14 protein-coding genes are annotated in these 26,879 nt (G+C 64.9%); 7 read left to right on the forward strand and 7 right to left on the reverse strand.

Annotated elements, in window-relative coordinates:
• Positions 1-16: 16 nt before the first annotated feature.
• A complete protein-coding gene (metK, locus tag LJ737_RS11320; protein WP_227765702.1) occupies positions 17-1,282 on the reverse strand; it encodes a methionine adenosyltransferase in 1,266 nt (421 codons plus the stop codon).
• 249 nt (positions 1,283-1,531) lie between these two features.
• Here metK and LJ737_RS11325 point away from each other — a divergent pair, with 249 nt between their 5' ends.
• Complete coding sequence (locus LJ737_RS11325; protein WP_227765704.1) at positions 1,532-2,362, forward strand: phosphatase PAP2 family protein; 831 nt, start codon at positions 1,532-1,534, stop codon at positions 2,360-2,362.
• 76 nt (positions 2,363-2,438) lie between these two features.
• Positions 2,439-3,833 carry a hypothetical protein gene (locus tag LJ737_RS11330; protein WP_227765706.1) on the forward strand — a complete coding sequence of 465 codons (1,395 nt, stop codon included), beginning with the start codon at positions 2,439-2,441 and terminating at the stop codon, positions 3,831-3,833.
• A gap of 63 nt (positions 3,834-3,896) precedes the next feature.
• Here LJ737_RS11330 and LJ737_RS11335 read toward each other — a convergent pair whose 3' ends face one another.
• The 3 genes from LJ737_RS11335 to LJ737_RS11345 form a co-directional block, all read right to left on the reverse strand.
• Positions 3,897-6,380: a S9 family peptidase gene (locus tag LJ737_RS11335; protein ID WP_227765708.1), complete on the reverse strand. Its 2,484-nt coding sequence runs from the start codon at positions 6,378-6,380 to the stop codon at positions 3,897-3,899.
• A gap of 98 nt (positions 6,381-6,478) precedes the next feature.
• A complete protein-coding gene (locus LJ737_RS11340) occupies positions 6,479-7,123 on the reverse strand; it encodes an HD domain-containing protein (RefSeq protein ID WP_227765710.1) in 645 nt (214 codons plus the stop codon).
• 87 nt (positions 7,124-7,210) lie between these two features.
• Positions 7,211-8,890 (reverse strand): amidase, encoded by a 1,680-nt coding sequence (locus tag LJ737_RS11345; protein ID WP_227765712.1) that lies wholly within the window; start codon positions 8,888-8,890, stop codon positions 7,211-7,213.
• 126 nt (positions 8,891-9,016) lie between these two features.
• Here LJ737_RS11345 and LJ737_RS11350 point away from each other — a divergent pair, with 126 nt between their 5' ends.
• Positions 9,017-10,441 carry a PQQ-dependent sugar dehydrogenase gene (locus LJ737_RS11350; protein ID WP_227765714.1) on the forward strand — a complete coding sequence of 475 codons (1,425 nt, stop codon included), beginning with the start codon at positions 9,017-9,019 and terminating at the stop codon, positions 10,439-10,441.
• A gap of 74 nt (positions 10,442-10,515) precedes the next feature.
• On the opposite strand, the gene LJ737_RS11355 is transcribed toward LJ737_RS11350, so the two are convergent.
• Both LJ737_RS11355 and LJ737_RS11360 read right to left on the reverse strand, forming a co-directional pair.
• A complete protein-coding gene (locus tag LJ737_RS11355; protein WP_227765716.1) occupies positions 10,516-12,888 on the reverse strand; it encodes an NIDO-like domain-containing protein in 2,373 nt (790 codons plus the stop codon).
• A 165-nt stretch (positions 12,889-13,053) separates the two neighbouring features.
• On the reverse strand, positions 13,054-18,723 hold the full coding sequence (locus LJ737_RS11360) for a DUF8696 domain-containing protein (RefSeq protein ID WP_227765718.1): 5,670 nt from the start codon (positions 18,721-18,723) through the stop codon (positions 13,054-13,056).
• A 278-nt stretch (positions 18,724-19,001) separates the two neighbouring features.
• Between LJ737_RS11360 and LJ737_RS11365 the strand changes: the two genes are divergently transcribed.
• From LJ737_RS11365 to LJ737_RS11380, 4 genes are all read left to right on the forward strand, one after another.
• Positions 19,002-21,314 carry a T9SS type B sorting domain-containing protein gene (locus tag LJ737_RS11365; protein ID WP_227765721.1) on the forward strand — a complete coding sequence of 771 codons (2,313 nt, stop codon included), beginning with the start codon at positions 19,002-19,004 and terminating at the stop codon, positions 21,312-21,314.
• A 310-nt stretch (positions 21,315-21,624) separates the two neighbouring features.
• The gene (locus LJ737_RS11370; protein ID WP_227765722.1) at positions 21,625-23,004 is read left to right on the forward strand and encodes an Nramp family divalent metal transporter; all 1,380 of its coding nucleotides are present in this window, start codon (positions 21,625-21,627) and stop codon (positions 23,002-23,004) included.
• Positions 23,005-23,127: 123 nt separating this feature from the next.
• Positions 23,128-25,353, forward strand: coding sequence for a TonB-dependent receptor (locus tag LJ737_RS11375; protein WP_317206649.1), 2,226 nt, complete (start codon positions 23,128-23,130; stop codon positions 25,351-25,353).
• Positions 25,354-25,445: 92 nt separating this feature from the next.
• Complete coding sequence (locus LJ737_RS11380; protein WP_227765726.1) at positions 25,446-26,306, forward strand: transporter; 861 nt, start codon at positions 25,446-25,448, stop codon at positions 26,304-26,306.
• Positions 26,307-26,398: 92 nt separating this feature from the next.
• Here the strand turns inward: LJ737_RS11380 and LJ737_RS11385 are convergent, their stop codons facing one another.
• The gene (locus LJ737_RS11385; protein ID WP_227765728.1) at positions 26,399-26,812 is read right to left on the reverse strand and encodes an SPW repeat domain-containing protein; all 414 of its coding nucleotides are present in this window, start codon (positions 26,810-26,812) and stop codon (positions 26,399-26,401) included.
• Positions 26,813-26,879 lie beyond the last annotated feature (67 nt).

A 26,879-nucleotide genomic window follows, 5' to 3' on the forward strand; every position in this document is an offset into this window, starting at 1 on the left:
GCTCAGCGCAATGCATTTAGTTCAGACCGAACGCCTGCTTGATCTGGTCGACGTAGTCGAGCTTTTCCCAGGTGAAGGTTTCAACGGTGCGGGTCGAGCCGTCGGCGCCTTTCACTTCCTTTTTGCCGGGCTGTCGGCCCATGTGGCCGTAAGCGGCCGACTCGGCGAAGATGGGGTTTTGCAGGCCCAGGCGCTGCACGATGGCGTAGGGGCGCAGGTCGAAGATGCCCTGCACTTTCTCGGCAATCTGCCCGTCGGTGAGCTTCTGGCCGTTGCCGTTGCTCACGTGGGTGGTGCCGTAGGTGGTCACGAACAAGCCCACGGGCTCGGCCACGCCGATGGCGTAGGCTACTTGCACCAGCGCCTGATCGGCCACGCCGGCGGCCACCAGGTTTTTGGCAATGTGGCGGGCAGCGTACGCGGCCGAGCGGTCCACTTTCGAGGAGTCTTTGCCCGAGAAAGCACCGCCGCCGTGGGCGCCCTTGCCGCCGTAGGTATCCACGATGATTTTGCGGCCGGTGAGGCCGGAGTCGCCGTGGGGGCCGCCGATGACGAACTTGCCGGTGGGATTGATGTGGTACTTGATGTCGTCGGTAAAGAGCTGCTGCACCTCGGGGCTGAGCTGGGCCTTCACGCGCGGAATCAGGATGTTCTTCACATCCTGCTCGATCTGCTTGAGCATCGTCTGCTCATTTTCATCGAAGTCGTCGTGCTGGGTGCTGACGACGATGGTTTCAATGGCCTCGGGCGTGTTGTCGTCGGCGTAGCGGATGGTGACCTGGCTCTTGGCGTCGGGGCGCAGGTAGGTCATTTCCTTGCCTTCGCGGCGGATGGCGGCCAGCTCGCGCAGCAGACGGTGCGAGAGGTCGAGGGCGAGGGGCATGTAGTTCTCGGTTTCGCGGGTGGCGTACCCGAACATCATGCCCTGGTCGCCGGCGCCCTGCTCCTCGGGCTTGGCGCGCTCCACGCCCTGGTTGATGTCGGCCGACTGCTCGTGCAGGCGGTTCATCACCTCGCAGGTGTCGGCGTTGAAGAGGTATTCGGGCTTGTTGTAGCCGATGCGCCGAATCACCTCGCGGATGATGGGCTCGGGCTCCACGTGGGCCGTCGACTTAATCTCGCCGGCTACCAGCGCGAAGTCGGTGGTTACGAGGGTTTCGCAGGCGACCTTCGCGGCGGGGTCCTGACGCAGGTATTCGTCGAGGATGGCGTCGGAAATCTGGTCGGCGACTTTGTCGGGGTGGCCTTCCGAAACCGATTCGGAAGTAAACAGATAGGGCATTGCGCTGAATTAGGGCCGGTTTTGGGTAAACCAGTATCCGCCGGGCGCCCCGGCAGAGCGGCGGCGGATAGGTCACAAAGCTACGATTTTACTTATCAGTTGTCTGCCCCCAGGAGCAGTTGCGCCGCGTTTTCCGCTGGCGCCGCGCCGCGGGCGGGGTCGGCCCAGCTAGCGGCTCCGGCGCGGGCCCGGCGGGCGGCGTCAACCCGCACGCAAGCTCTGCCGTTGTAGGAGCCTTAGGATTTTGCCATGAACCACACCTCCGCCCTCTTCTTTGCCGGTACGCTGCTGACCACCCTGGCGCCCGCCGCTCAGGCTCAGCAAGCGCCTTCGCCCTACCGCACCCGCTTTGCCGTCGATTTTCCCATCACCGCGGCCCTCGGCGTGGGGGCCGGCACCGGCCTGTACCTGATTCAGCAAAAGCACGGCCTGAGCGAAGCCGAACTGGCCGCCCTCGATAAGAACGACATTCCCAAATTTGACCGGTGGGTAGCGGGCAAGTACAGCGACAACGCCCAGCTCGCCAGCGACCTGCTGTGCTACCCCACCCTGCTCATTGCGCCGGGTTTGCTGGCGTTGAATGACAACGTACGCGGCCGCTACGGGCAAGTGCTCGGGCTGTACGTGCAGACGCTGGCCCTCTCCGACGCTGCGTTTACCTTGTCGGCGGGCAACGTGTACCGTTACCGGCCCTTCGTGTACGGACCCGAAGGGCCGGCCAACAAGCGCGGCAGCAAGATTGCCACCAACTCGTTTTTTGCCGGGCACACCGGGCATACGGCCGCGGCTACCTTCTTCGCGGCCAAGGTATTTCACGACTTCAACCCCGACTCGCCCGCGCAGCCCTACGTGTGGACCGCGGCGGCCCTGGTGCCGGCGGCGGTGGCCTACAACCGCATGCAAGCCGGCAAGCACTTCCTCTCCGACAACATTGTGGGCTATTCCGTGGGGGCGCTGTCGGGCATCTTGGTGCCGCAACTGCACAAGGCCAAGGGCGGCAGCATGTCGATGGTGCCGGTGCAGGGCGTGAACGTCAATGGCTTTAGCTACAGCGGCTTTCGGCTGAGCAAGCAGTTGTAAAGCCGCGCGACGTGCCGGCAATAGCGGATCGAAGGGCTACATTTAACGCCTCTTTGATCCGCTAGTATTGTTGTAGATGAACCTGTGTTGGTTACGCCCGACCGGCCTGTGCGTGCTGCTAGGCTTCAGTGCTGCGGGCGCCCGCGCTCAGACGTTTGAACGCGGTTACCTCGTGCTCAGCCGCGGCGACACGCTGCGCGGTGAAGTTGAAAATGCGTTCTGGTCGGATCCGCCCGACAAAATCCGGTTTCGCTCCGATGCTGGCCTGCGCATATACAGCGCCGGGCAGCTGCGGGCCGTAGGGCTGGGTGGCGGCCGGCTCTTGCGCCACGAACTGCTGCCTCTCGACCGCACCGCCGAAACCGATGCCAACCGCCTCCAAGTGGGCCTGCACTTGGCGCAGCACCCCGACTCGGTGCTAGCCGATGTGCTGGTGGACGGGCCGGCTTCGCTGCTGGGCGTGACGCTCAACAACGTCAAGCACTTCTTTGTGCGGCGGCCGGGGCAGGAATACCTGGAAATGACCGAGCGCCGCTACCTGGTGCTGCGCGACGGCGCCCGGCGCATCGCCGACGGCAACAACTACCGTGGGCAGTTGCTGCTGTACTTCGGCGACTGCCCCGCCGCGGTATCGGTGGCCGAAGCCGCGGCCTTCACCGCGGCGGCACTGGCGGAGGTGGTGGAAACCTTTAACCGGGAATGCTCCAGCGCCCGGCAGCCGGGGCGGCGCGTGGCGCGGGAGCGGCGGCCGCCCGTCAAGCTGCAGGTGGGCCCCACCCTGGGGCTGCGCTACAACACCTTGCGGTTTCGCACCACCGACGAGCCCGCGGTTGAGCGGGCCACCCTTAACGGCGTGGACCTGGACGGCCACGTGCACCCGCAGATTGGGGCCTACCTGGACCTGGTGCACCCGGGCCGGCGGCTGGCGCTGCACTTGGCGGTGCAGCACGCCGCGTACGGCCGCACGGTGGCGCTGCCCTCGCCCGATGGCTCGGCGCAATGGCAGGGAAAACTGAGCTGGCGAGGCCGGCTCACCACGCCTCAGCTGGGCCTCCGCTGGCTGCGGCCCCTGGGCCAGCAGTACCAGCTGCTGCTGGGCACCGGCGCCGAAGTGCCCCTGCGCTGGCGCAACCGCGAGGAGTCATTGCAATACGGCGACGACGCGGCCGCGACCCGACTGATCGACAACAACCAACGGCTGTCGACCTACGCCGTGGTGCGTCCTGGTTTCGGTACCACGCTCCGCCCCTACTTGGAAGCCGGCGTGCACCGCGGCCGGCTGACTTTCACGCTGACGGGCCGATGCTACGGGCGGGAGTCCCTCTTCGACCACATGGTTGTCAGCCGCTACATCGTCAGCGGGCAGTTCACGCACCACAACGGCTACGATTACTCGGGCCGCACCTACAGCCTAGGCGTGGCCCTGGGTTACCAGCTCAACCGCAACTCCGACCAGCCGACGCCCCAGTAAACGCCCAGCCCCGGCCGTCGTGATACGGCCGGGGCTGGGCGTTTACTGGGGCGCGGTGGAGCCCTAGCGGCTACCGGTGCTGCCGCCCCCGCCGGCCGGCCCAGCGGCCTGCCCACGCAGGTTGGTTTCGAACAGCTTCAGAATGCGCTTGTACTCATCGGTCCACGACGCGGGCTCCACGAAGCCGTGGTCTTCGACGGGGTATACAGCTAGCTCCCAGTTTTCCTTTTTCAGCTCGATCAGGCGCTGCGAGAGGCGCACGATGTCCTGGAAGTGCACGTTGGTATCGACCATGCCGTGGCACATGAGCAGGGCGCCCTTCAGGCCCTCGGCGTAGTTGATGGGCGAAGAACGGGCGTAGGCCAGGGAGTCGTTGTAGGGCTCGTTGAGGATGTTGTCGGTGTAGCCGTGGTTGTAGTGGGCCCAGTCGGTGACGGAGCGCAGGGCGCCGCCGGCCCGGAACACCTCGGGCTGGGTGAACATGGCCATCAGCGTGATGAAGCCGCCGTAGCTGCCGCCGTAGATGCCGATGCGCTGCGGGTCGACGCCGTACTTGTCCACCAGCAGCTTGGCTCCGTCGACCTGGTCGGAGAGGTCCTTGCCGCCCATGTAGCGGTAGATGCCGGTGCGCCAGGCGCGGCCGTAGCCGGCCGAGCCGCGGTAATCCACGTCGAGCACGGTGTAGCCGCGGTCGACGAGCAGGTTGTGGAACATGTACTCGCGGAAGTACTGGCTCCACCACTTGTGCGCGTTCTGCAGGTAGCCGGCGCCGTGCACGAAGATGACGGCCGGCCGGCTTGGGTCGGGCTGGGCGGGGCGGTAGAGGCGGGCGTAGACGGTGGCCCCGTCCTGGGCCGGGAAAGTCACCACTTCCGGGTCGCGCCAGGCGTAGCTTTCAAACTCCTTCGTGGTCGAGTGCGTGAGTTGCCGGTACTTGGCGCCGGGCTTGTTGTCCAGCACGAACAGCTCCCAGGGCTTGTTCGAGTAGCTGTAGCGCACCAGCAGGGTTTTCTCGTCGGGCGACACCACCACTTCGTGGGCACCGGAGCGGGTGGTAATCTGCGTGAGTTGGCCGCCGTCGACGGGCAGGCGGTAGAAATGCTGTTCGCCGGGGTGGGGCTTGTTGGCGGTGATAAACCAAGTCTTTTTGTCCCGGGACAGTTGGGCCTGCTGCACCTCGAAGTTGCCGCTGGTTAGGGCCTTTTTCTGGCCGTTGGTCACGTCCACGGTGTAGAGGTGGGAGTAGCCGGTTTCCTCGCTCTGGAACCAGATGCGCTTGCCGTCGGGCAGCCAGCCCACGTTGCCGGCGCCGTAGCCGATGCCCGGGCCGTTGATCCAGGCTTCGTCGCGCTGCCGGTCGAGCAGGCCGATTTTCTGGCTGGTCGGGTCGAGGCTGACAATCCACCGGTCCTTGTTGTCGGCCGAGCGAATGACGAGGAAGGCCCGCTCGCCGGTGCGGTTCCAGTAGGGGCCGTAGGGCACCACGCGGCGCAGCTCGGAAGCAGGCTTGTCCTTGGCGCCCTTGCCGTCAGCGGCCGGCTTGCCATCGGGCGCGGGCGTGGGCGCTTTGGCTTTCAGGGCGTACTCCTTGCGGTAAGCAGGCTGCTCGTCGAGGCCCTGCAGGTCCTTGTAGCCGAGCACGAAAGTGGTGTCGCGGCCGATGTCGTAGATACCCAGTTCGTAGGCCGTTTGCGGGGCGCCCACTTTGTTGCGGGTGTTCAGCTCTTCGGTAAAGCCCGACGCGGTGACGAAGCTCGGCACCAGGGCCAGCTTATCGGCCGCCGGCGCCTGCACCAGCGAGTAGGTCACGTAGCGGCCATCGGGGGCCAGCTGCAGGTTTTCCACGGTTTTGGTGCCGAGGTAAATGGCTTTGGGCCGCAGCCGGGCCAGAGCTTTCTGCTGCCGCTCCCGGGCCAGCCGGTCCTGCTCGCGTCCGCGCAGCACTTGGAACAAGGCCAGCTGCTGGGCCCGCAGGTACTTCTCCGATTTATCGGTGGAAGGGCCGGGCAGGGGCTGGCCGCGACGGAAGTCGGTACGCTGGGCGGTTTCGCCGGTAGCCGGGTCCCAGGTGAAGAGGTTACCGCCGCGCACGTAGCTGAGCACGCGGTCCTGCAGGGCAAATGCCGGCTCGGTTTCACGCTCGGCCGTGTTGGTCACGCGCCGGCTCTTGCCCGATTTCAGGTCGAGCAAGTAAATGTCGCCGTCCTTTTCGTAGACCTTGCGGCTGCGGGCTTCGTCGTACTCGCCGCGGGCGGCGGGCAGCTGGCGCTGCTCCGCGAGGCTGACCTTGCGCGGGGCGCCGCCAGCCGGCGTGGTCACGTACAGCGAGTCGCGGCGGGCTTTGTCGGGGTTCCACTGGAAGTAGATGCGCTTGCCGTCCTCGCTCCAGTACGGGGCCGAGGGCAGGCCGCCGAGCCACTCCGCCGGCTCGCGCATGATCTTGTCGACGGTGAGCGGGGCCAGGGCGGCCGGCGCGGCGGCGTTTTGGGCGGCCGCGGACAGCGGCAACAGGCCCGGCAGCAGGCAGAGGTAAGCAGGAAAACGCATGAACGGGAATCGGGCAACGGGACCAAGCGCAAGGTAACGCGCCCGGCCGGCAACGACACGCCCCGGCGGCGCAGCGTTGCAACGTCGGGCGGCCCGGCTCAGAAGCGGTTCTGCTGCCAGGCCTCTAGCTCGGCGCGCAGGTTGCGGCGGGCCTGGGGCTCCAGACGGCGAAACTCCTCGGTCTGGTACACGTGGGGCAGGGCCAGAAACTTCTGCAGCACGTCCTGCCGGCCGCGGCGGTAGAGAATGTCGGGCACCAGGGCGTACTCCTGCCGCACCTGCCGGGCGTAGCGCCAGTAGTCGGCCTCGGGGGCGCCCAGGATCTGCAGGTCCGCGTCGAGCAGCAGGTGCAGGTCGGTGTCGGCGGCGGGCTGGGGCTGGGTGTGGTCCTTGGTGCGCTCGATCAGGAAGGCCACCCGCTCGCGGCGGGCGGCGGAAAGGCTGGTTTGGGCCAGAAACTGCCGGGCCATTTCGGCGCTGCGGGCTTCGTTGTCGGAGCGCAGCGGGCTGTACACCACGTCGTGAAACCACACGGCCAGCTGCACTACCACGGCATCCTGCAAGGCAGCAAGGCGCGGGTCGAGGGCTTCGAGCATTTGGCGGATGTGCGGCAGGGCGTGGTAGTGCCGCCCCGATTGGGCGTAGGCGTCGTGGAGCTGTTGGTAGCCGCGGCGGCGCAGGTCGGCATCGGCGGTGAGCGGCGTCAGCAGTTGTTGCCAGCGCGCTTCCAAGGTCAAGGTCATGCAGTCGATACGATAAAGCGGCGGGTAGCGACGCCGAAGGCCGGCCCCACTACCCGCCGGGTATACTCTCTACAACGAGCTGACGGCCTAAAAATTCAGTGGCGGGTGCTTTTCGTCGAAGTCGGTGGCGTCTTGGTAGGCCTTGGCCAGGGCCAGCAGCTTGGCTTCCTGGTAAAGCTGGCCGGTAAAGGTGATGGTGCTCGGCAGCCCGTTGGGGCGCATGCCGTTGGGCACCACCACGGCCGGGTGCCCGGTGAGGTTGGTAATGACCAAGTTGCTGCTGAACGAGGGCGTGACGTAGCCGTCGAGGTCCTTGATGCGGGCGTCCAGCTCCTCGATGAGCAAGCGCCGGGCCCGCTGGGCCTGCAGGTATTCCACGGCCGGCACGAAGCGCGAGGCCCGGAACAGGCTGGGCCAGGCGTTGCGGTCCTGCTTCACCAGCAGCGCGTCGCGGCCCGAGCGGGTGAGGTCGTCGAAAGCGGCGGCGCCCTCGGCGGTGAGCAAGAAGGTCATGTCGGAAGCCGGCAACTTGGGCAGCTCCAGCTCCACCAACTGCACGCCCAGCTTGCGCAGCGCGTCGAGGCTGGCTTGGTCGTTGGCCTTGCCGGGGTAGTTGCGCTCAAAATCGGCCTTGACGTAGCCCACCCGCAGCTTTTTCACGTCGAGGTTGAATTCGTAGTAGAACTCCTGGGACAAGGCCAGCAAGGTGGCCGGGTCGCGCGGGTCGCGGCCCACCAGGGCGTCGAACACCAGGGCGCAGTCTTCGGCCGAGCGCGTAATGGGGCCGGCTTTGTCCATCGACCAGCTCAGGGCCATGGCCCCGGCCCGGCTCACGCGCCCGAAGGTGGGCCGCAGCCCGGTGGTGCCGCAGGCCGTGCTCGGGCTGACGATGGAGCCCAGCGTTTCGGTGCCGATGGCGAAGGGCACCAGCCCGGCCGCCACCGCCGAGGCCGAGCCCGCCGACGAGCCGCTGCTGCCTTGTTTCAGGTCCCAGGGGCTGCGCGTCATACCGCCGTACCACACGTCGCCCATGGCCAGCTCGCCGAGCGTGAACTTGGCCACCAACACCGCGCCCGCGTCGCGTAGCTTGGTCACCACGGCCGCGTCCTCGTCGAGCTTCTGGTCCTTGTAGGGCACCGAGCCCCAGGTGGTTTTGTAGCCCTTGGTGCTGAACAGGTCCTTCACCCCGAACGGCACGCCGTGCAGTGGCCCCTTGTACTTGCCGGCCTTGATGTCGGCATCGGCCTGCCGGGCCTGCTGCAGGGCCAGCTCCTCGGTGAGCGTGGTGACGCACAGCAGCTTGGGGTCATACTTTTTCAGGCGAGCCAGGAAAAACCGGGTTAATTCCTCGGAGCTGATTTGCCGGGTGCGAAGCAACTCCCCGAGCTGACGCACCGAGTAGAAGGCGAGGTCGTCGCGGCTGGCGGGCAGCGTCACCTTGCCGATGCTGGGCAGCTGGTCGTCGACGCGCTGCTTGACGGAGGAAATGGTGCGCAGGCGCAGCGGGACGGGGTCGAACACGAGCGTGGGCGCCACGCTGTTGGGCAGCGGCAGCTTGCGCAGCGCCTCGTAACTGTCGCGGTTGTCGCCCACGTCGCGGCGGGCCGAGTCGAGCTGGGCGTCGGTGAAATGCAGGCCCAGCACTTCTTGGGCGGCGCGCAGTACGGGCACGGTAAGGGGCGCGGGCGCATCGGCCACGCGCATGGTCAGGGCGCCGAGCGTGAAACAGGCCGCGCCGCTGAGCAGATACGGAAAAGAAATCTTCATCAATTACCCTCGCGCCCGGCTGGTGCCGCCGCGGGCAAGAAATATCCGCAATCCGCTTGGTCCCCCCAATGGCCGGGCTGCGTACATACACACATCCGCACACGCTTACCTGCTAACTTCTTGCCTATGAAACGTTTCGCCGCTTCGATTTTATTACTGACCCTGGCCTGCGCCGGCCGGCCCGACGCCGTAGCCCAGCCCACCACCTACCAGCTGGGCAGCACCACACTCACGCTGAGCACGCTCACCACCGGGCTGAACACGCCCTGGGAGTTGCTCTGGGGCCCCGATAACTTTCTGTGGATGACGGAGCGCGGCGGCCGCATCAGCCGCATTAACCCCGCCACGGGGCAGGTCTTGCCGCTGCTGACGCTCAGCGACGTGACGCAAACCGGGGAAAGCGGCCTGCTGGGCATGGCCATTTTGCCCTCGCTCACCCTGCCCGCTATTCCCCAGTACAGCGTGTTCGTGGTGTACACCTACACCGACAACGGCGCGGTCAAGGAAAAGCTGGTGCGTTATTACTACGATGAGCTGCTGGGCATGATCAACCCGCAGGTTATCCTGGACAACCTGCCGGCCACCAACATCCACAGCGGCTCCCGCCTGCTGATTTTGCCCGACCGCACCCTGCTGATGACCACCGGCGACGCCAGCAACACCAGTCTGGCCCAGAACCCGCAGGCGCTCAACGGCAAGATTCTGCGCTTGAACCCCGATGGCACAGTACCGACCAACAACCCCACGCCCGGTAGCTTGGTGTACACGCTGGGGCACCGCAACCCGCAGGGGCTGGTGCGGGTGGCCGCTACCGGCCGCCTCTACAGCTCGGAGCATGGCCCCAACAACGACGACGAGCTGAACCTCATCGAAGCCGGCCGCAACTACGGCTGGCCCAACGTGGAAGGCTTCTGCAACCTCGCGGCCGAACAACCCTTCTGCCTGGCCAACAACGTGCGCGAACCGCTCACGGCCTGGACGCCGACCCGCGCCGTGGCCGGCCTTACTTACTACAACCACCCGGCCATTCCGCAGTGGGCCAACACCCTGCTGCTCGTCAGCCTCAAAGACGGCGCCCTCACCAGCCTGCCGCTCAATGCCAGCGGCGACCAGCTCGGCGGCCCCGCCGCCGACTTGTGGGCGGGCACTTACGGCCGCCTGCGCGCTATTTGCGTGTCGCCGCAGGGCCGGGTATACCTGACCACCTCCAACCGTGACGGCCGCGGCGCCCCCGCCGCCACCGACGACCGGGTCTTTGTGCTCGAAAACCGGGCCTACTCTCCCACCGCTACCCAAACCGCCCAGTCCGCCACGTGGCAGCTTTATCCCAACCCAGCGCCGGCCGCCCTGCCCGCCGAGCTGAACCTGCCAGCGCTGCCCGAGCCGGCGGCGTTGGAGCTCACCGACAGCCAGGGCCGGCGCGTGTGGCTCGGCACGGCCGCAGCGCAGCAGACGCGCCTGCAGCTGCCGGCCATGGCGCCCGGGGCGTACGTGTTGCGGATGCGCACTGCCGAGGGTCGGGAGCAGTACGCCCGCTTGTTGCGCTACTAACTCAGCCGCCCTAAACGCAACAACGCGGCGCCCCAGGGTGGAGCGCCGCGTTGTTGCGTTTAGGGCGGGGCTGTTTATTCCACCGCCACGGAGCGCGTTACCACGGCTCCGTCTACCTGCAGGCGCAGCGTGTAGAGGCCGTGGCTTAGGCCCTCAACCGACAGCTGCTGCTCCGCGGCACCGTTGCGGATGCTCACGGCCTGCGCGCGCACCACTTGGCCCAGGGAATTGATCAGCTGGGCTTGGCCCGCCGAAGCCTTGCCGGCACCGTCCAGGCGCAGCGTCAGCGTGCCGCCGTGTACCGGGTTGGGGTACACCGCCAGCTGCCCGCCCAGCAGCGCATTGCGGCTGGCCGTGGCCGTCGTGCTGATGGTGAACGTGCCCTGCGTGTCGCCCGAGCCGTAGCCCGACACCGCCATGTAGTAGGTGGTGCCCGCCGTCAGACCGGTGAAGCTGATGGCCCCAACGCTCTGGTTGTTGCGCGCCGAGGCCTGGCAGCCCACCAGCGCGAAGCCGGTGGAGCAGGTAGCGGCCGTGTAGAGGCGTACCATGCCGGCCGGGTTGCCGGTCACAAACCCGCTGATGGCAGTAACGCCGGCGGGCACCGTCACGCGGAACCACACGTCTTTCGGCGAGAGAGCCGGCGAACAAGTGGCGGGCAGCGTAATGCCCGGCTGTACGCTGGTGGTAGAGCCCAACGTGGTGCCAGTACCCGATACCGCCCCGGTGGCCGTCACGCTCAGCGCCACGGCCCCGCAGGGCTCGTCGTTTTGCGGCACGGGAGTCAGCGTCAGGAAGCATACTTCGGTCGACGGTACGCTGGCCCCCTGCTGGGCGCCGCAGTTTTTCGTCACGGTGAAGCAGTAGTTCGTGTTCGGCAGTAGGCCGGTCAGCGTGGTGCTGGCCGACGTGATGTTGTTCACGGTGGTGTAGGTCGGCGTCGACTGCTGGCGGTATTGCACCGAGAACGTCTCACCCGTGCCCAGCGTACCGCCCCAGCTCAGAGCAGCGCCGGTAGCCGTGGGCGTCGCCACCGGGGCGGTGGGCGTTGCGCAGTTGCTGGTAGTACGGGCGCAGATGTACACGGCCCCCGTCGGGTTGGCATTGCTGTATTGCCACAGGCGCACGTACACCGTGCTACCGGGCACCAGGTTCGTGCTGTTCAGCAGCGAGAACGTGCCCGTGCCGCCGTCGTCGTCGCAGCCGCTGAGCGCCAGGCTGCCGCAGGTGCCGGTGTAGAGGGCCACGCCCGTGTCGGTAATCGACGAGCCGCCCACGGAATCCGTTTCGATGGTCAACGCGCCGCTGGCCGGCACCACCACGCTAAACCATACGTCGCCGCCCTGGTAGCTGGCGCAGCCGGGGGCCGGCGCACCGGTCGAATTGGTAGCGCCCGTCAGCGTCACGCGGGTACGGGTCGTGCAGTTATTGCTGATCGTGGGCGTCAGCGGCGCGGCGCTGGTGCACTCGTCGTTGATCGTCGTGAACGTGCCGGCGTTCGAGCGGCTGCTGTTGCCGAGCGTGCCGCCGCAGTTCTGCGTCACGTAAAACTGGTAGGTCGTCAGCGGCGTCAGGCCGGTAATGGCCAGCGAGTTGCCGCTGATGCCGGTGCGCGTCACCACGCCACTACCGCCGCCACCGGGCGTGAAGCCGCGCGGGCCGTACTCGATGGTAAACGTGCCGTTGCCGCTGAGAGCGGTCCAGTTCAGCGTGGCCGACGTCAGGCTCAGGTTGGTGGCGGTCAGGCCGCGGGGCGTGCCGCAGCCGGTCGATACCGGCGGCAGGAACGCGTATACCTGCCCGGCAGCCGGGCGGGTGGCGATGTTGCTGGTTTCGGTCGTGGAGCTAGCCGTCGGGGTTGCCGAGGTATTGTTCAACGACAAGAAGGAGCCCACCGTAGCCCCGGCCAAGCCGATGGACGCGGAAGCCGAGTTGATCGAGCCGCTTTCCGGCCGGTAGATAAACTCGACGCGGTTGGAGCCCTCGTACAGCTTTACCTGGAAGCTGATGGTCGAGCCGGTGGCACTGTAGTTCCACTGCCAGTTCAGCCACTCGAAGGTGAACACCCGGTTGGGCGACGTGCCCGTGGTCACGTACGAAGCCGTGCCCACTTCCCCGTCGAGGTCGTCCCACAGCGGGGCGACGAGCGGCCGAATGCCCACCGGACCCACGTTCAGCTCGTTGAAGCGGTAATCGTCGGTGGTCGACGAGTTGAACGACACCCAGCCGTTCGACGAGGCGACAACCTGCGTGTAATTCACGCCATCAAACTGAAAAGTGAAGCCCAGCGGAATGGCCGCCGACGCTTCGTCGTCCGTTTGGATAGCGGCCACGGTGGTTGCGCCCGTCACCGGGGTGAAGGTGCCTTGGCTCGGCGTGAGGGTGTAGGCGTCAACTTGGGCGTTGACGGTGGTGGCGCCCAGCAAGGCCGCTGTTAGCACAGCCATTGCCTTCCGCCAGCCTGCTCCCAAAAGATTGTGGAGTAAAGGTTTTCCCATAGGAATTAGGTGGTTATGATGTGAGAACGGTGCATGGGTGGGGGTCGTCAATAAACACAAAAAAAAGACAGCAACGGAACCCGTTGCTGTCTTTTTAATAAATATCCGGTTTTCTTAATCAACCATCACTTTGCGCACCAGCACATCGGAACCGATGCGTAGGCGTACCTGGTAGAGGCCTTTGGCCAACCCGGTGGTGGTGAGGGTTTGCTGCAGATTACCGTTGCGCACTTCGGCCGTCCGCGTCTGCACCACTTGGCCCAGCGCGTTGATGATTTCGCAGTGCAGTGCACCCGATTTGGCGCCGCTGATCTGAACGTTCAGTTCAGCACCACCCACTACCGGGTTCGGGAAGATGGCCACGTCGCCGCCGGCCAACTGGTTTTTCTGCGCCGTGATGATGGCCGTCGTGAACTGCCCACGGTTGTCGCCCGAGCCGTAGCCCGACACCGCCATGTAGTAGGTCGTGCCACCGGTCAGACCGGTGAAGTTGACGGCCCCAACGCTCTGGTTGTTGCCACCCGAAGCTTGGCAGCCCACTTGCGCAAAGCTCGTCGAGCACGTAGCCGCCGTGAACAAGCGTACCATGCCCGCGGCAGAGCCCGAGAAGGAGGCGTTGATTGCGGTTACGTTGCTGGGCAGCGTCACACGGAACCACACGTCCTTCGGCGAGAGAGCCGGCGAGCAAGCCGGCAGGGTGATGCCCGGCAGTGTGGTGGTCGTGGCGCCAAGCGTGGTGCCCGACAGGGTGACGTAGCCACCCGAGCTTACGGTCGCCGCAATGGCGCTGCACGGCTCGTCGTTCGTGGCTGCACCGGGGTCGGTGGTGAAGCAGATCGGGCCAACCCAGGCGCTGAAGCCGTTCACCGTGCCGCAGTTCTGGCGCACGTAGAAGCAGTAGTCCGTGCTAGACGCCAGCGTGTTGAGCGTGGCCGTCTGGCCGGCAATGCCCGTGATACGAGTGCCGCTGTTCAGCGTGAAGCCTTGCAGACCGTACTCAATTTCGTAGGTCGAGCCGCTCGTTTGCACCCCGCCCCAGTACAGCGAAGCCGAGGAGCTGGTTACGCTGGCTACCGTCGGAACCACCGGGTCTTGGCAGTTCGGCAGCAGCGAGACGCAGATGGTGAAGGGGCCTTGAGGATCGGTGCTGCCGTAGCCCGAAACGCGCACGTAGTACGTCGTCGAAGGTGCCAGAGCGGTCAGGTCCAGGTTCGGCGCTACCGACGTGCTGCTGTTGGCCGAGCAGCCAATCTGCGTAAACGGCCCAGCGGCGCTGGTGGCCGAGAAGGCGCGTACTTGGCTGGCCGGCGTACCCGTCACGCTGATGCGAACCGCCGTGCTGGTCGGGCCGGTGGCGGCCGTCGTGAACTTGTACCACACGTCCTTGGGCGAGCCAGCCGTGCCGCAGCCGGTGGTGCCCGTACCCGGGTTGAGGTAACCGCTAACCGTGGTCGTGGTGGCACCAACGTTGGTACCGCTGGTCGGCGTGCAAGCCGTGTTCACGGTCAGGGCAATGGCGCCAGTCGGGTCGTCGTTGGTGATTTGCGTGTTGAACACCACCGGGCCGCCAGCAGCCGAGGTGGTCGTGCCGCAGTTCTGAATCACGTAGAACTGGTAAGGCGTGCCGGGCGTCAGGCCGGTCAGGGTCGTGGTCGTGCCGGTGATGCCGGTTACCTGCGTGCCGGTGCCGAGCGCGAAGCCGATGGGACCGTACTCAACGGTGTAGTTGCCCGAACCGCTGTTCACCCAGTTCAGCACAGCCGTCGTGGTGGTGGTCGTGCCCACCGTCAGGCCAGCCGGCGACAAGCAGCCGGTAGCCGACTCCACGCGCACATTGTCCAGGCCGATGTCGGTGAGGCCAAAGTCGCTGCGGCCGCGGAAGCGGATTACCGCCGTGGCCGAGGTCGAGGTGAGCGTCAGCACTTGGTTGGTCCAAGCCGTAGCCGTGTTCAGGCGCAGCAGGGCCGGGCCGAAGGTCACGCCCCCGTCGGTCGACAGGTGCACCGTCAGCGAGTCCGTGCCCGTCGTGTTGATGAAGTCGAAGGTCAGGCGTTTGTTGCCGGCTTGGCTCAGGTTCACGTAGTAATCCAGCGTGCCCACGGTGCCCGAGGAGGCGTTGTAGGTGTGGAAACGGGCCGAGTTGATGCCTTGGCTAGCAGCGGGCGAGTACGCACCCGAAGTCGGACCCGTCCAGCCACCGGCCGCGCCGTCGTCGTCGCGGCGCCACGAGGCGTCTGCGTCCGTCGGCGAGGGGGTCGAACGCCAGCTGTTGCTGGGCACGTTGCGGGTGCCGCAAGCATCCACCCAAGTGTTGTCGAAGTTCTCGAGGGCGGGCAGCGAAGCGTAGGTCGGCACCGAGTAGGTCACCTGCACGGCCGTGGAGTTGGCCGACTGGCCCGAGCACGTCACCACGGCGCGGAAATACGTTGTGGTGGCTACGCCGGCAGCAGTGTAGGTCGGGCTGGTGGCGCCGCTGATGTTGGTGTAGGTCGTGCCGTTGGTCGAGCTCTGCCACTGGTAGGTCAAGCCCGTCGAGGCGGGAATGCCCGTCAGGCTTAGGGCCACGGCCGTCGGCGAGCAGATAGTCGACACGCTGGCCACGGCCGTGCCCGCTACGGGCGGCGTGGTGCAGGGGTTGAGCACCACCAGGTTCACGTTGTCCAGGCCGATGTCGGTGGTGCCGAAGTCGCTGCGGCCGCGGAAGCGAATAACCGCCGTGGCCGAAGTCGACGTGATGGTAACCGAGCGGGAAGACCACGTTGCGGCCGTGTTCAGGCGCAGCAGGGCCGGGCCGAAGGTCACGCCCCCGTCGGTCGACAGGTGTACCGTCAGCGAGTCCGTGCCCGTCGTGTTGATGAAGTCGAACGTGAGCAGCTTCGAATTGGTCGCGCTCAGGTTGGCGTACAGGTCCAGCGTACCCACGGTGCCGGAAGTGGCGTTGTAGGTGTGGAAACGGGCCGAGTTGGTGCCCTGGCTAGCCGTGGGGCTGTAAATGCCCGAAGTCGGACCCGTCCAGCCACCGGCCGCGCCGTCATCGTCGCGGCGCCACGAAGCGTCTGCGTCCGTCGGTGCTGCTTTTGCCCGCCAGTTGTTGCTCGGTACGTCCCGCGTGCCGCAAGCATCCACCCAGGCGTTGTCGAAGTCTTGGCTGTAGGGCAGCGAAGCGTAGGTCGGCACGGTGTAGGTCACTTGCACCGCGGTGGAGTTGGCCGATTGGCCCGAGCACGTCACCACGGCACGGTAGTAGGTCGTTGCGGCTACGCCGGCAGCGGTGTAAGTGTCGTTGGTGGCGCCGCTGATGTTGGTGTAGGTCGTGCCGTTGGTCGAGCTCTGCCACTGGTAGCTCAGGCCGCTTGAGGGCGTGATGCCGGTCAGGCTCAGGGCCACGGCCGTCGGCGAGCAGATGGTCGACACGCTGGCCACGGCCGTGCCCGCTACGGGCGGCGTGGTGCAGTTGGGCAGCACCGTCAGGCTCAGGTTGTCCAGGCCGATGTCGGTGGTGCCGAAGTCGCTGCGGCCGCGGAAGCGAATGACTGCCGTGGCCGAGGTCGAGGTAAGCGACAGCACTTGGTTGGTCCAAGTCGAGGCCGTGTTGCGGCGCAGCAGGGCCGGGCCGAAGGTCACGCCCCCGTCGGTCGACAGGTGCACCGTCAGCGAGTCCGTGCCCGTCGTGTTGATGTAATCAAACGTGAGTTGCTTGGTGCCGGCTTGGCTCAGGTTCACGTACAGATCCAGCGTGCCCACGGTGCCCGAAGAGGCGTTGTAGGTGTGGAAACGGGCCGAGTTGGTGCCGTTGCTGAACGTCGGGTTGTAAATGCCCGAGCTCGGGCCCGTCCAGCCACCGGCGGCGCCGTCGTCGTCGCGGCGCCACGAGGCGTCCGCATCTGCCGGCGAGGGGGTCGAGCGCCAGTTGTTGCTCGGTACGTCGCGGGTGCCGCACACGTCTACCCAAGCGTTGTCAAAACCCTGGGTGTAGGGCAGCGTGGCGTAGGTCGGCGCGGTATAGGTCACTTGCACGGCCGTGGAGTTGGCCGATTGGCCCGAGCACGTCACCACGGCGCGGAAATACGTCGTAGTAGCTACCCCAGCAGCAGTATAAGTGTCGTTGGTGGCACCGCTGATGTTGGTGTAGGTCGTGCCGTTGGTCGAGCTCTGCCACTGGTAGGTCAGCCCCGTCGAAGGCGTGATGCCGGTCAGGCTCAGGGCCACGGCCGTGGGCGAGCAGATGGTCGACACGCTGGCCACGGCCGTGCCCGCTACGGGCGGCGTGGTGCAGCTCGGCAGCACCGTCAGGCTCAGGTTGTCCAGGCCGATGTCCGTCGAGCCAAAGTCACCCCGAGCGCGGAAACGAATGACCGCCGTAGCCGAGCTGGCCGTGGTGGTCAGGGTCAGCGGCGTCCACGTTGCGGCCGTGTTGCGGCGCAGCAGGGCCGGGCCGAAGGTCACGCCCCCGTCGGTGGAGAGGTGCACCGTCAGCGAGTCGGCGCCGTTGACGTTGATATAATCAAAGGTGAGTTGCTTGGTGCCGGCTTGGCTCAGGTTCACGTACAGGTCCAGCGTGCCCACGGTGCCCGAAGAGGCGTAACCGCTGTGGAAACGGGCCGAGTTGGTGCCGTTGGTGAACGTCGGGTTGTACACGCCGTAGGTCGGGCTGGTCCATCCAGCAGCCGCGCCATCGTCGTCGCGGCGCCACGAGGCGTCCGGGTCGGCCGGCGAAGCGGTCATGCGCCAGTTGTTGCTGGGCACGTCGCGGGTGCTGCAAGCATCCACCCAAGCGTTGTCAAAACCCTGGGTGTAGGGCAGCGTGGCGTAGGTCGGAGCCGAGTAGGTTACCTGCACCGGCGTGGAGTTGGCCGACTGGCCCGAGCACGTCACCACGGCGCGGTAGTAGGTCGTAGCCGTTACCGACGTGCTGTAGCTCGGGCTGGTAGCGCCGCTGATGTTGGTGTAGGTCGTGCCGTTGGTCGAGCTCTGCCACTGGTAGCTCAGGCCGGAGCCAGAAGCAGAACCTTGAAGCGAAAACGAAACGGTAGTTGCCGCGCAAATGGCCGTGGCGCTAGCCGTAGTGGTGCCAGCCGTCGGCGGTGCGGAGCAGGCGCCGTGGGTCAGGCGCAGCGTCGGGCGACGGTTGCCGTAGGTGGTCGTCAGGGCCGTGGAGCTGGTCAGCGCGGTGCTGTTGGCAGCGCCCAGCCCAAACCCGGTGGCGGCATTCGTGACGAAGTTCACGGCGGCCGAAGCGCTGCCTTGCTTTACCCAATCGGTCAGGATCAGCAGGTTGCCCCCCGTGTAAGTAAAGGGCTGGTTCAGCGTAACAATAAAATACGAGCCGGCGCCGCCGGTAACCTGCTGCGAAGAGGAGGTGTACACTTGCGTCGCCGTCGCGCTGATTGCACTCCAGGTCTGGGTCGTGCCGAGCGTGGTGCTCGTCGAATTCTCCAGCCATACAGTGAAGGTATTGTTACCGGTCACAGTGCCGGCGTCCGCCTTCAACCACGCCAGTTCCGAAATGACCGACCCCGCCGAAATACCCAGTTCCGCAGCCGTATACAAATAGGCGTAGCGGGAGTAGTCGAACGAAGAGCCCGCGTCATTGGCGGAGCGGTAGATGGGGCCGTAGAGGTAGCTGCTAGTTGCGGGGGAGGCAACCGGGATGGTAGTGGAGCCGATGGTGGTCGTCTGGGCCCAGACGCTGACGGACGTCAGCCACAGCAACACGGGCAGCCACCACGAACGCAACCCGCGCCGGGGTGCAGGCGCAGGCCACATGCGTAGAGATGTTCGCATGAAAAAGGGGTTAGAGGGTGGTTGATGACGCCTCCCTTCATGCTGGGCATGATAAAGAAGCCCTTAAAGCTAATCCCAGCAAATGGATATAAAAAAGAAAAACCTGTTGGAACTTTTTTTTGGGATTCATGCAAAACTGGCAAAAGCTGGTAAAATATTTGCTTGATGCAAGAATGGTTTGACGCTTGGTTTGCATCACTGCTCAGTTTTGTCCTTATCTTACGCAGCAAATCGGTCACCCACCCAGGTCCATCGTTTCCCTTCAACCACCTTACTACATGAAGCACCTCTTACGCGCTTCTCTCCTGCTGCTTACTGCCTGGTGCCTTGCACTCTCCGGCGTGCAGCAGGCGTACGCCTCGCACGCCCAAGGCGGGCAGCTGACCTACGAGTACATCGGCACGGCGGCCCAACCCAACCGTTACCGCGTGACCTGCCGCTTCTTCCGCGACTGCAGCGGTATCGATGCGCCGACGCAGCTGACGCTGAACTGCCGGGTGGGTACGCCCACCACGTCGTGCACCGGTAACGACTCGCGCAACTTCACCGCCACGCTCGTGCGCGGGTTGTTGACCACGGGTACGCCGTACTGCACCAGCGCCGGTAACCCCTGCGGCTCGACCGGCCGCACCAACTACGAAACGGCCAAGTACGAAGCCGTAGTAACGCTGCCGCCCGCTCCCTCGTGGACGCTGAGCGTAGTGGAAAACGCCCGCCCCACGCTGGCAAACGTGACCGGCACCTCGCAGAACATGTACTTCGAAGCCGTGCTCAACAACCAGCTGAGCCTGGCTTCGGGCGGGCAGCTGGCCATCAACAATACCTCGCCCCAGTACCTGGACCAGGATATTCCGATACCGTTCGTATGCAAAGAGCAGCGCACCACGCTGACCTTCTCCACGTTCGAGCCCGACGGTGACTCGCTGGTATACAGCCTGGACCGCGCTCTGGAAGACTGCAACCAGCCCATGACCTACAAGGCCATGCCCGGCGGTGGCATTACGGTAATTTCGACCCAACCCCCCTGCGTACTTACGCTGGGTGCCGGCGGCAACTTCTCGCCGACTTTCCCCATTCCTTCCTACACCGTGGGCGGCTCCTGCCCGGTGCAAGTAGGTACGCCTTCCTTCCTCTTCAACGCTACCACCGGTAGCGTAACCTTCACGCCCTACTACTACGACGCCGTCAACCTGGCCAACAACAAATACGTGGTGGTTGGCAAGGTGACCGAGTTCCGCAAAATCAACGGCCGTTACTACCAAGTTGGCTCGGTACGCCGCGACATGCTGGTTGTAGTTATCGACTGCGGCGGCAACTCCGTACCGAACCCGCCCGTGGCTACCGGCGTGACCCCCGGCAACCCCAACCCCGTTAACCTGACGGACTCGACCGTAGTTGACGTGTTCACCTGCAACTACTCGCAGGTAAAAGTGCGCTTCACCGACCCCAACGCCGGCCAACAGCTGACCGTAACGGTTCCGCCCGCAGCGCTGACGCCCCTAGACGACATCATCGTACCGAACGGCTACGTGCTGTCAGGCAACGGCACGAGCACGCCGGTGATGACATTCTACTTCCAACCCTCGCCGCAACTGGTGGGTACGACGATTCGCATCCCCGTTAAAATCGAAGACAACGCCTGCCCCATCAAAGGCGTGCAGAACCGTATCATCGTGGTGCGCGTGAAGCAAGGGCAATTTGCAACGGCTGTGGCTGCCGCTACGGCGCCGGGCCAGAGCAGCACCAACCCGATTATCTGCAACGGCACCTCGCTCACCATCCGTGGCTCGGTGACCCGTCCTGACTCGGTGCGCAACGGCCTGCAGCAGTACTCCTACCGTTGGGCCGCGGCTCCGGGCCTGCCCGCTGCGCAGCAGAACAGCCAGTCCATCACCGTCAATCCGACGAGCACCACCCGCTACCGCCTGACCATTGCCCCGACCATCGGCTATTCGCAGGGTTGCGGCGACACGACCTCCATCGTAGTACGCGTGGCTCCGCGGGTGCAGGCTGCTTTCCGCGCCGTCTGGGCTGACTCGGTACAAGCCGTACGCCTCGGCCAGACCCAGCGCCAGCCGCGCACGTTCAACATCACCAACCTCTCGAGCGTGAACAACGTGCAGACGCTGGTGGGCATCGACTCCGTGAAGTGGACGCTGCAGCGTATCAAGGATGCCGATGGCAACCCGGTAACGGAAGCTGCCCGCACTATTCACCGCGGCAAAACCGCTCTGGCTCCCGTAAGCCCGCCCGCAGCTGGCGTGTACCAGCTGACCCTGAGCGTGGCCAACACCACGCCCGGCGTTACCTGCCCTGCTTCGCTGGCCACGCACCTGCTCGTGGTACCGTTCCAGCAAATGCCGAACGTCTTCACCCCGAACAAGGATGGCCTGAATGACAACTTCGTCGTGCAGCCGGATATGGTTGGCGGCAAGGTGGTAATCTTCAACCGCTGGGGCCGCAAGGTGAAAGAATACGCCGCCTACAACAACGACTGGGACGGCGACGCCCAGCCGGCCGGCGTGTACTACTACCAGGTTACTGCCCGCGACGGGTCGGTGACCAAAGGCTGGGTGGAGCTGGTTCGCTAATCCTCTCTTCGCTCTACAGAAAAGGCGCTGCTCCGGCAGCGCCTTTTTTTATGCCCTTGCCCTTCGCCCAACCCTATTTTCCTGGGCGCAGTAAAGGCCTTGGAAAGCGCTGAAGCTGCGTCAAGAGTTAAAGAATGGCTCCGGTACCACCCGCCGAAATACGCGTAGGTTCGACTGGGCCCCCTTTTCCAGTGCGGTTTATTCAGGCTATAGCTCAAACCTTTTGGCAGATAATGAGTAATTAAGTGAGTTTAAAAAAAATTTTAGACCAGACTAAATTTCTGTTCCTTTGCGGCAACAATCTGATTTGATGCTTCCTACTAATACCTCTCCGGCTGCTGAAGCGGCATTGGCACCTGAAACCGGCCCCGAAACCGGCTGGCGTCAGCGGCGGCATGCCCCTTCATTAGGCGATGTTTACGCTTCGGTCCGCGTGCCGGGGCAGCAAGCCCCTTTCTGGCGGAAGTTGTTGGCGTTTACGGGTCCGGGCCTTATGGTGGCTGTTGGGTACATGGACCCCGGCAACTGGGCTACCGACATTGCCGGCGGGGCCCGCTACGGCTACACGCTGCTGTCGGTGATTTTGCTCTCGAACTTGTTTGCCATGCTGCTGCAGCACCTAGCCGCCAAGCTCGGCATTGTGACGGGGCGCGACCTGGCGCAAGCCTGTCGTGACCATTATTCCAAGCCGGTGGCCATGGTGCTGTGGGTCCTCTGCGAAGTGGCCATTGCCGCCTGCGACCTGGCGGAGGTCATCGGCTCAGCCATTGCGCTGAACCTGTTGTTTGGTATTCCGCTGGCCGTGGGCGTGCTCCTCACGATTCTGGACGTGCTGGTGGTGCTCTATTTCCAAAACCGCGGCTTTCGCGTCATTGAGTCGCTGGTAGCAGGGCTTATCGTCATCATCTTCGGCTGTTTCGCCTACGAAATTGTCGTGTCCCGGCCCGACTGGGCGGCCCTAGCGGGCGGATTGGTGCCGCAACGCGAAGTGGTAACCAACCCGCAGATGCTCTACGTGGCCATCGGCATCTTGGGGGCTACGGTGATGCCTCACAACCTGTACTTGCACTCCAGCATCGTGCAGACCCGCGCGTTTGACCGCACCGAAACCGGCAAGCGCATGGCGGTTAAATTTGCTACCATCGACTCGACGCTGGCGCTGTTCCTGGCATTCTTCGTCAACGCGGCTATTCTGGTGTTGGCAGCAGCGGCGTTTCACCGCAGCGGGCACCACGGCGTGGCCGACATCAATCAAGCCTACGAACTGCTCACGCCCGTACTCGGCGCCGGCGCTGCCAGCGTGCTGTTTGCAGTGGCGCTGCTGGCCTCGGGCCAAAACTCGACGCTGACGGGCACGCTGGCCGGCCAGATTGTGATGGAGGGCTTCCTACACCTGAAGCTCAAGCCTTGGGTACGGCGCTTGATTACGCGCCTGATTGCCGTGGTGCCGGCGTTCATCGTCACGCTGATAGCGGGCGAAAAGGGCACTGGGGAACTGCTGGTGCTCAGCCAGGTGATTCTGTCGCTGCAGCTAAGCTTTGCGGTGGTGCCGCTCGTGCTCTTCACGTCGGACCGCCAGAAGATGGGCGTGTTCGTGAACCGCCCGTGGGTGAAATACACGGCCTGGGCCGTGTCGGTAGTCATCATCTTGCTAAACGCTCACCTGCTGATCCAAACCTTCAAGGGCTAATCAAAAGCGGAACCGGGCCAGACCTGTTTCCGCTTTTTTGCGCACAATTCAAGATTTAGACTCGTCTAAATAAAAATAAAAGCCTCAGCTAAAATGATAGCACGATTTTTACTCTTCTCCCTTGTGCTGCTCAGTCTGGCCGTGCCGGTTTCGGCGCAAACGGGCTCGGTGCGCGGCACCGTGCGAGCTGCGGGGCAGGCCGTGCCCTTCGCTAGCATAGGGCTGAAAGGCACCACCATTGGCACCACAGCCGACGAGCACGGCGGCTTTGTGTTGAGCAAAGTGCCCCTCGGGCGCTACCAGTTAGCCGTGACGGCGCTGGGGTTTCAGCCTGCCGAACGACCGGTGGAAGTGCAGGCGCAGGGCACGCTGCCCTACACGGTACTGCTGCTGCCGACCAGTAACGAGCTGACCGACGTGGTTATCAGCGGGACGCTTGGCGAGGTAATCAAAAGCGAGTCGCCGGTGCCGGTGGAGCTATACACGCCGAAATTTTTCCAGAAAAACCCGGCGCCCTGCCTGTTCGAGAACCTGACCATGGTCAACGGCGTGCGGCCGCAGCTCAACTGCAGCGTGTGCAACACGGGCGACATTCACATCAACGGGCTGGAGGGGCCCTACACCATGGTGCTCATCGACGGCATGCCCATCGTGTCGTCGTTGAGCACGGTGTACGGGCTGAGCGGCATCCCGAACAGCATGGTGGAGCGGGTGGAAGTGGTGAAAGGGCCGGCCTCCACGCTGTACGGCTCCGAAGCCGTGGGCGGGCTCATCAACGTCATCACCAAAACCCCGCAGAAGGCTCCGCCGCTGTCGGTGGACGTGTTCGGCACCAGCTTCGGCGAGCTGAACGTGGACGTGGGCACGGCCCAGCGGCTGGGCCAGGCCACCTCGCTGCTGACGGCCAACGTGTTCGGCTACGACCGGCGGCGCGACGTGAACCACGACGGCTTCACCGACGTGCCGACGCAGAAGCGGGCTTCCGTCTTCAACAAATGGAGCCTGAGCCGGCCCGAGGACCGCGTGGCCAACCTGGCCGGCCGTTACTACTACGAGGACCGATTTGGGGGACAACTGGGCTGGCGGCCCGAGTTTCGGGGCACCGACAGCGTGTACGGCGAGAGTATCTATACCAGTCGCTACGAGCTGCTGGGCCAGTACCAGCTGCCGGTGCGCGGCGAAAAGCTGCTGCTCAGCGGTTCCTACAACCGCCACCACCAAAATTCGGCCTACGGCACCACCCGCTACCTGGCCACCCAGCACGTGGGCTTCGGGCAGCTCACCTGGCTGCGCAGCCTCAGCGTGCAGCACCAACTGCTGCTCGGGGCCGCCTACCGCTACACCTGGTACGACGACAACACCACCGCCACCGCCCGGCCGGAGGGCGACCGAAGCCGCAACCAACCCGACGTGGTGCGGCTGCCCGGCCTGTTTGCCCAGGACGAATGGCGGCTGAACCTTCGCTCCACCCTGCTCACCGGCCTGCGCCTCGACCACGACCCGCGCCACGGCCTCGTGCCTTCGGGGCGCGTCAACTACAAATGGGGCACCGCCGACAACCGCCAGGTGCTGCGCTTAGGCGCCGGCAACGGCTTTCGGGTGGTAAACCTCTTCACCGAAGACCACGCGGCGCTGACCGGGGCCCGGCAAGTGGTAGTGACCGAGCGCCTGCGCCCGGAGCGTAGCTGGAACGCCACCGTCAACTACACCCAGCAGCTCGGGCCCGATGTGCGGCCGCTGATCCTGGACGGCAGCCTGTTCTGGACCTACTTCACCAACAAGATCCTGCCCGACTACGACACCGACCCCAACCAGATCATCTACCGCAACCTGCGCGGCTACGCCGTGTCGCGCGGGGTGACGCTGAACGCCGACTGGACGGTGGCCCCGGCGCTGAAGCTGCTGGCGGGCGTGACGTTGCTCGACGTATTCCGGCGCGAGCCCGGCCGGGCCGCGCACCTGCGGCAGGTGCAGACGCCGGGCTTTTCGGGTACGTTTGCCGCCTCCTACACCGCCGCCCGTTGGGGGCTGACGGTGGACTACACCGGGCAGGTGACCGGCCCCATGCACCTGCCCGTGCAGCCGCTGGACTACCGGCCCAGCCGCTCGCCCTGGTATTCGCTGCAGAACGTGCAGGTTACCAAAGAACTGGGCAAGCGCTTGCAGGTGTACGGCGGCGTGAAGAACCTGCTCGACTTTCTACCCCGCCACGTGCTGCTGCGGGCCTTCGACCCCTTCGACAAGCACATAAACCAGGATAATCCAAACGGCTACACGTTCGACACTGAGTATAACTACGCACCGCTGCAGGGACGCCGGGGCTTTTTGGGACTGCGTTACGCGTTGTAACTACGGATTTGTGACCGGGTAAGCCCTGCCGTACATCCGGCAGGAAGCAATTGCGTATGCGGGGCTAAATACCATTCCCCTCCCCCCTACTCATGTCACGCTTACTCCTGTTGCTGGCCGTGCTGCTCGGCAGCTTCGCCGGCCGGGCGCAGTCGCCCGATAAGCCCAAGACCTGCCCGTACGACTCGGCGCACTTCGATTTGTTTCATCCGGTGCCCCGCAACCAGTTGCGCGAGCTGCGCCCCGACCGGCCGGGCGTCACGGAAAGCCCGTTTACCGTCGACGCGGGCCACTTTCAGGTGGAAGTCGACGGGTTCCGGCTTATCAACCGCCGCGAGGACGACCAGCGCGAGCGGGAGTGGCACGCAGCCTACGCCATGCCCAAGCTCGGCCTGAGCCGCCGCACCGACCTGCAGCTGGAAGTGCCCGTGTTTGCCACCCAGAAGCAGCGCCAGGCCGATGAGCCGAACTGGGAGCAGCACCGCGGCTTCGGCGACGTGGCCGTGCGCCTCAAACACAACTTCATCGGCGACGACGAAAAGCAGCCGTTTGCGCTGGCGGCCGTAGGTTGGGTGCGCCTGCCCACCGGCGGGCAAGCCGGTGCCGGCGGCGCGGAGTACGGCCTCATCGTGCCGGCCGACGTGAACCTGGGCCACCACTGGGACCTGGAGGGCCAAGTGGAAACCAAGCTGAACTACGACCGGGAAACGAGCAAGCACTACCTCGGCGTCGTGCCCTCGGTGGCGCTGGAGCACGACTTCAACGACCTGTTTTCCTTTATGGTGGAAGGCGTGGCCCGCTGGGACGAGCAACGCGCGGGCTGGCGCAACTCGGTGAACGTGGCCCCGATTTTCAACCTGACCGACAACTTTCAGTTCGATTTCGGGGCGCACCTGGCCCTAAACCGCGAAACCGACCGGGAGTTCTTCGTCGGCTTCACGTACCGCCGCTAACGGGGCGTTAGGCCAGCTGGCTGCATCGACATGCAAAAGCCGCCCAGACAGCAGTCCGGGCGGCTTTTTTGTGCGTGCCAGTAGCCCGTGGCTTAGTGGCGTAGGCTGGTATCGGTCATCAAAGAGCCGGTGCGGGGCCGGGCGTTGGCGTGCGTGCCCACGCCCTTCCAGTCGGTAATCAGCCACACGAGCAGGAAGACGATGCCCGAGCCGACGAAGAGGTTGCGGGCCACAGGTTGGTCGTCGGAAAAGCCGAAGAGAAAGGGCAGTACGATGAAAACCAGGCCGCTGACCAGCTCGAAGGCGCCGTGCAGCGGAAACGGAATCACGCGCATGAACCCCATCGGGTAATCGGTGCACAGCGAGATGAGCAAGTAGCCGGCGGCCAGCACGTAGAAGGCCGTGGAAAACGGGTGCTGCAGCTCAAGCAGCGAAGGAGCCAGGGCAAAAACCACGACGGTGATATAGTCGAGCACGCCGTGGGCGGAAGGTGAAAGGACTTTCATGACTGGGTGCAAGGTTTGGGTTGGACATTGCATTCAGCCCATTTTACGCACTGACAATCAGCATGAT

Source organism: Hymenobacter sp. 15J16-1T3B (assembly GCF_020711235.1).
GTDB lineage: Bacteria > Bacteroidota > Bacteroidia > Cytophagales > Hymenobacteraceae > Solirubrum.

Coding starts and splice junctions, on each gene's coding strand:
- LJ737_RS11380 (WP_227765726.1), top strand. CDS start 25,446: ATGTCACGCTTACTCCTGTTGCTGGCCGTGCTGCTCGGCAGCTTCGCC.
- LJ737_RS11385 (WP_227765728.1), bottom strand. CDS start 26,812: ATGAAAGTCCTTTCACCTTCCGCCCACGGCGTGCTCGACTATATCACC.
- LJ737_RS11365 (WP_227765721.1), top strand. CDS start 19,002: ATGAAGCACCTCTTACGCGCTTCTCTCCTGCTGCTTACTGCCTGGTGC.
- LJ737_RS11350 (WP_227765714.1), top strand. CDS start 9,017: ATGAAACGTTTCGCCGCTTCGATTTTATTACTGACCCTGGCCTGCGCC.
- LJ737_RS11335 (WP_227765708.1), bottom strand. CDS start 6,380: ATGCGTTTTCCTGCTTACCTCTGCCTGCTGCCGGGCCTGTTGCCGCTG.
- metK (WP_227765702.1), bottom strand. CDS start 1,282: ATGCCCTATCTGTTTACTTCCGAATCGGTTTCGGAAGGCCACCCCGAC.
- LJ737_RS11360 (WP_227765718.1), bottom strand. CDS start 18,723: ATGCGAACATCTCTACGCATGTGGCCTGCGCCTGCACCCCGGCGCGGG.
- LJ737_RS11340 (WP_227765710.1), bottom strand. CDS start 7,123: ATGACCTTGACCTTGGAAGCGCGCTGGCAACAACTGCTGACGCCGCTC.
- LJ737_RS11325 (WP_227765704.1), top strand. CDS start 1,532: ATGAACCACACCTCCGCCCTCTTCTTTGCCGGTACGCTGCTGACCACC.
- LJ737_RS11345 (WP_227765712.1), bottom strand. CDS start 8,890: ATGAAGATTTCTTTTCCGTATCTGCTCAGCGGCGCGGCCTGTTTCACG.
- LJ737_RS11355 (WP_227765716.1), bottom strand. CDS start 12,888: ATGGCTGTGCTAACAGCGGCCTTGCTGGGCGCCACCACCGTCAACGCC.
- LJ737_RS11370 (WP_227765722.1), top strand. CDS start 21,625: ATGCTTCCTACTAATACCTCTCCGGCTGCTGAAGCGGCATTGGCACCT.
- LJ737_RS11330 (WP_227765706.1), top strand. CDS start 2,439: ATGAACCTGTGTTGGTTACGCCCGACCGGCCTGTGCGTGCTGCTAGGC.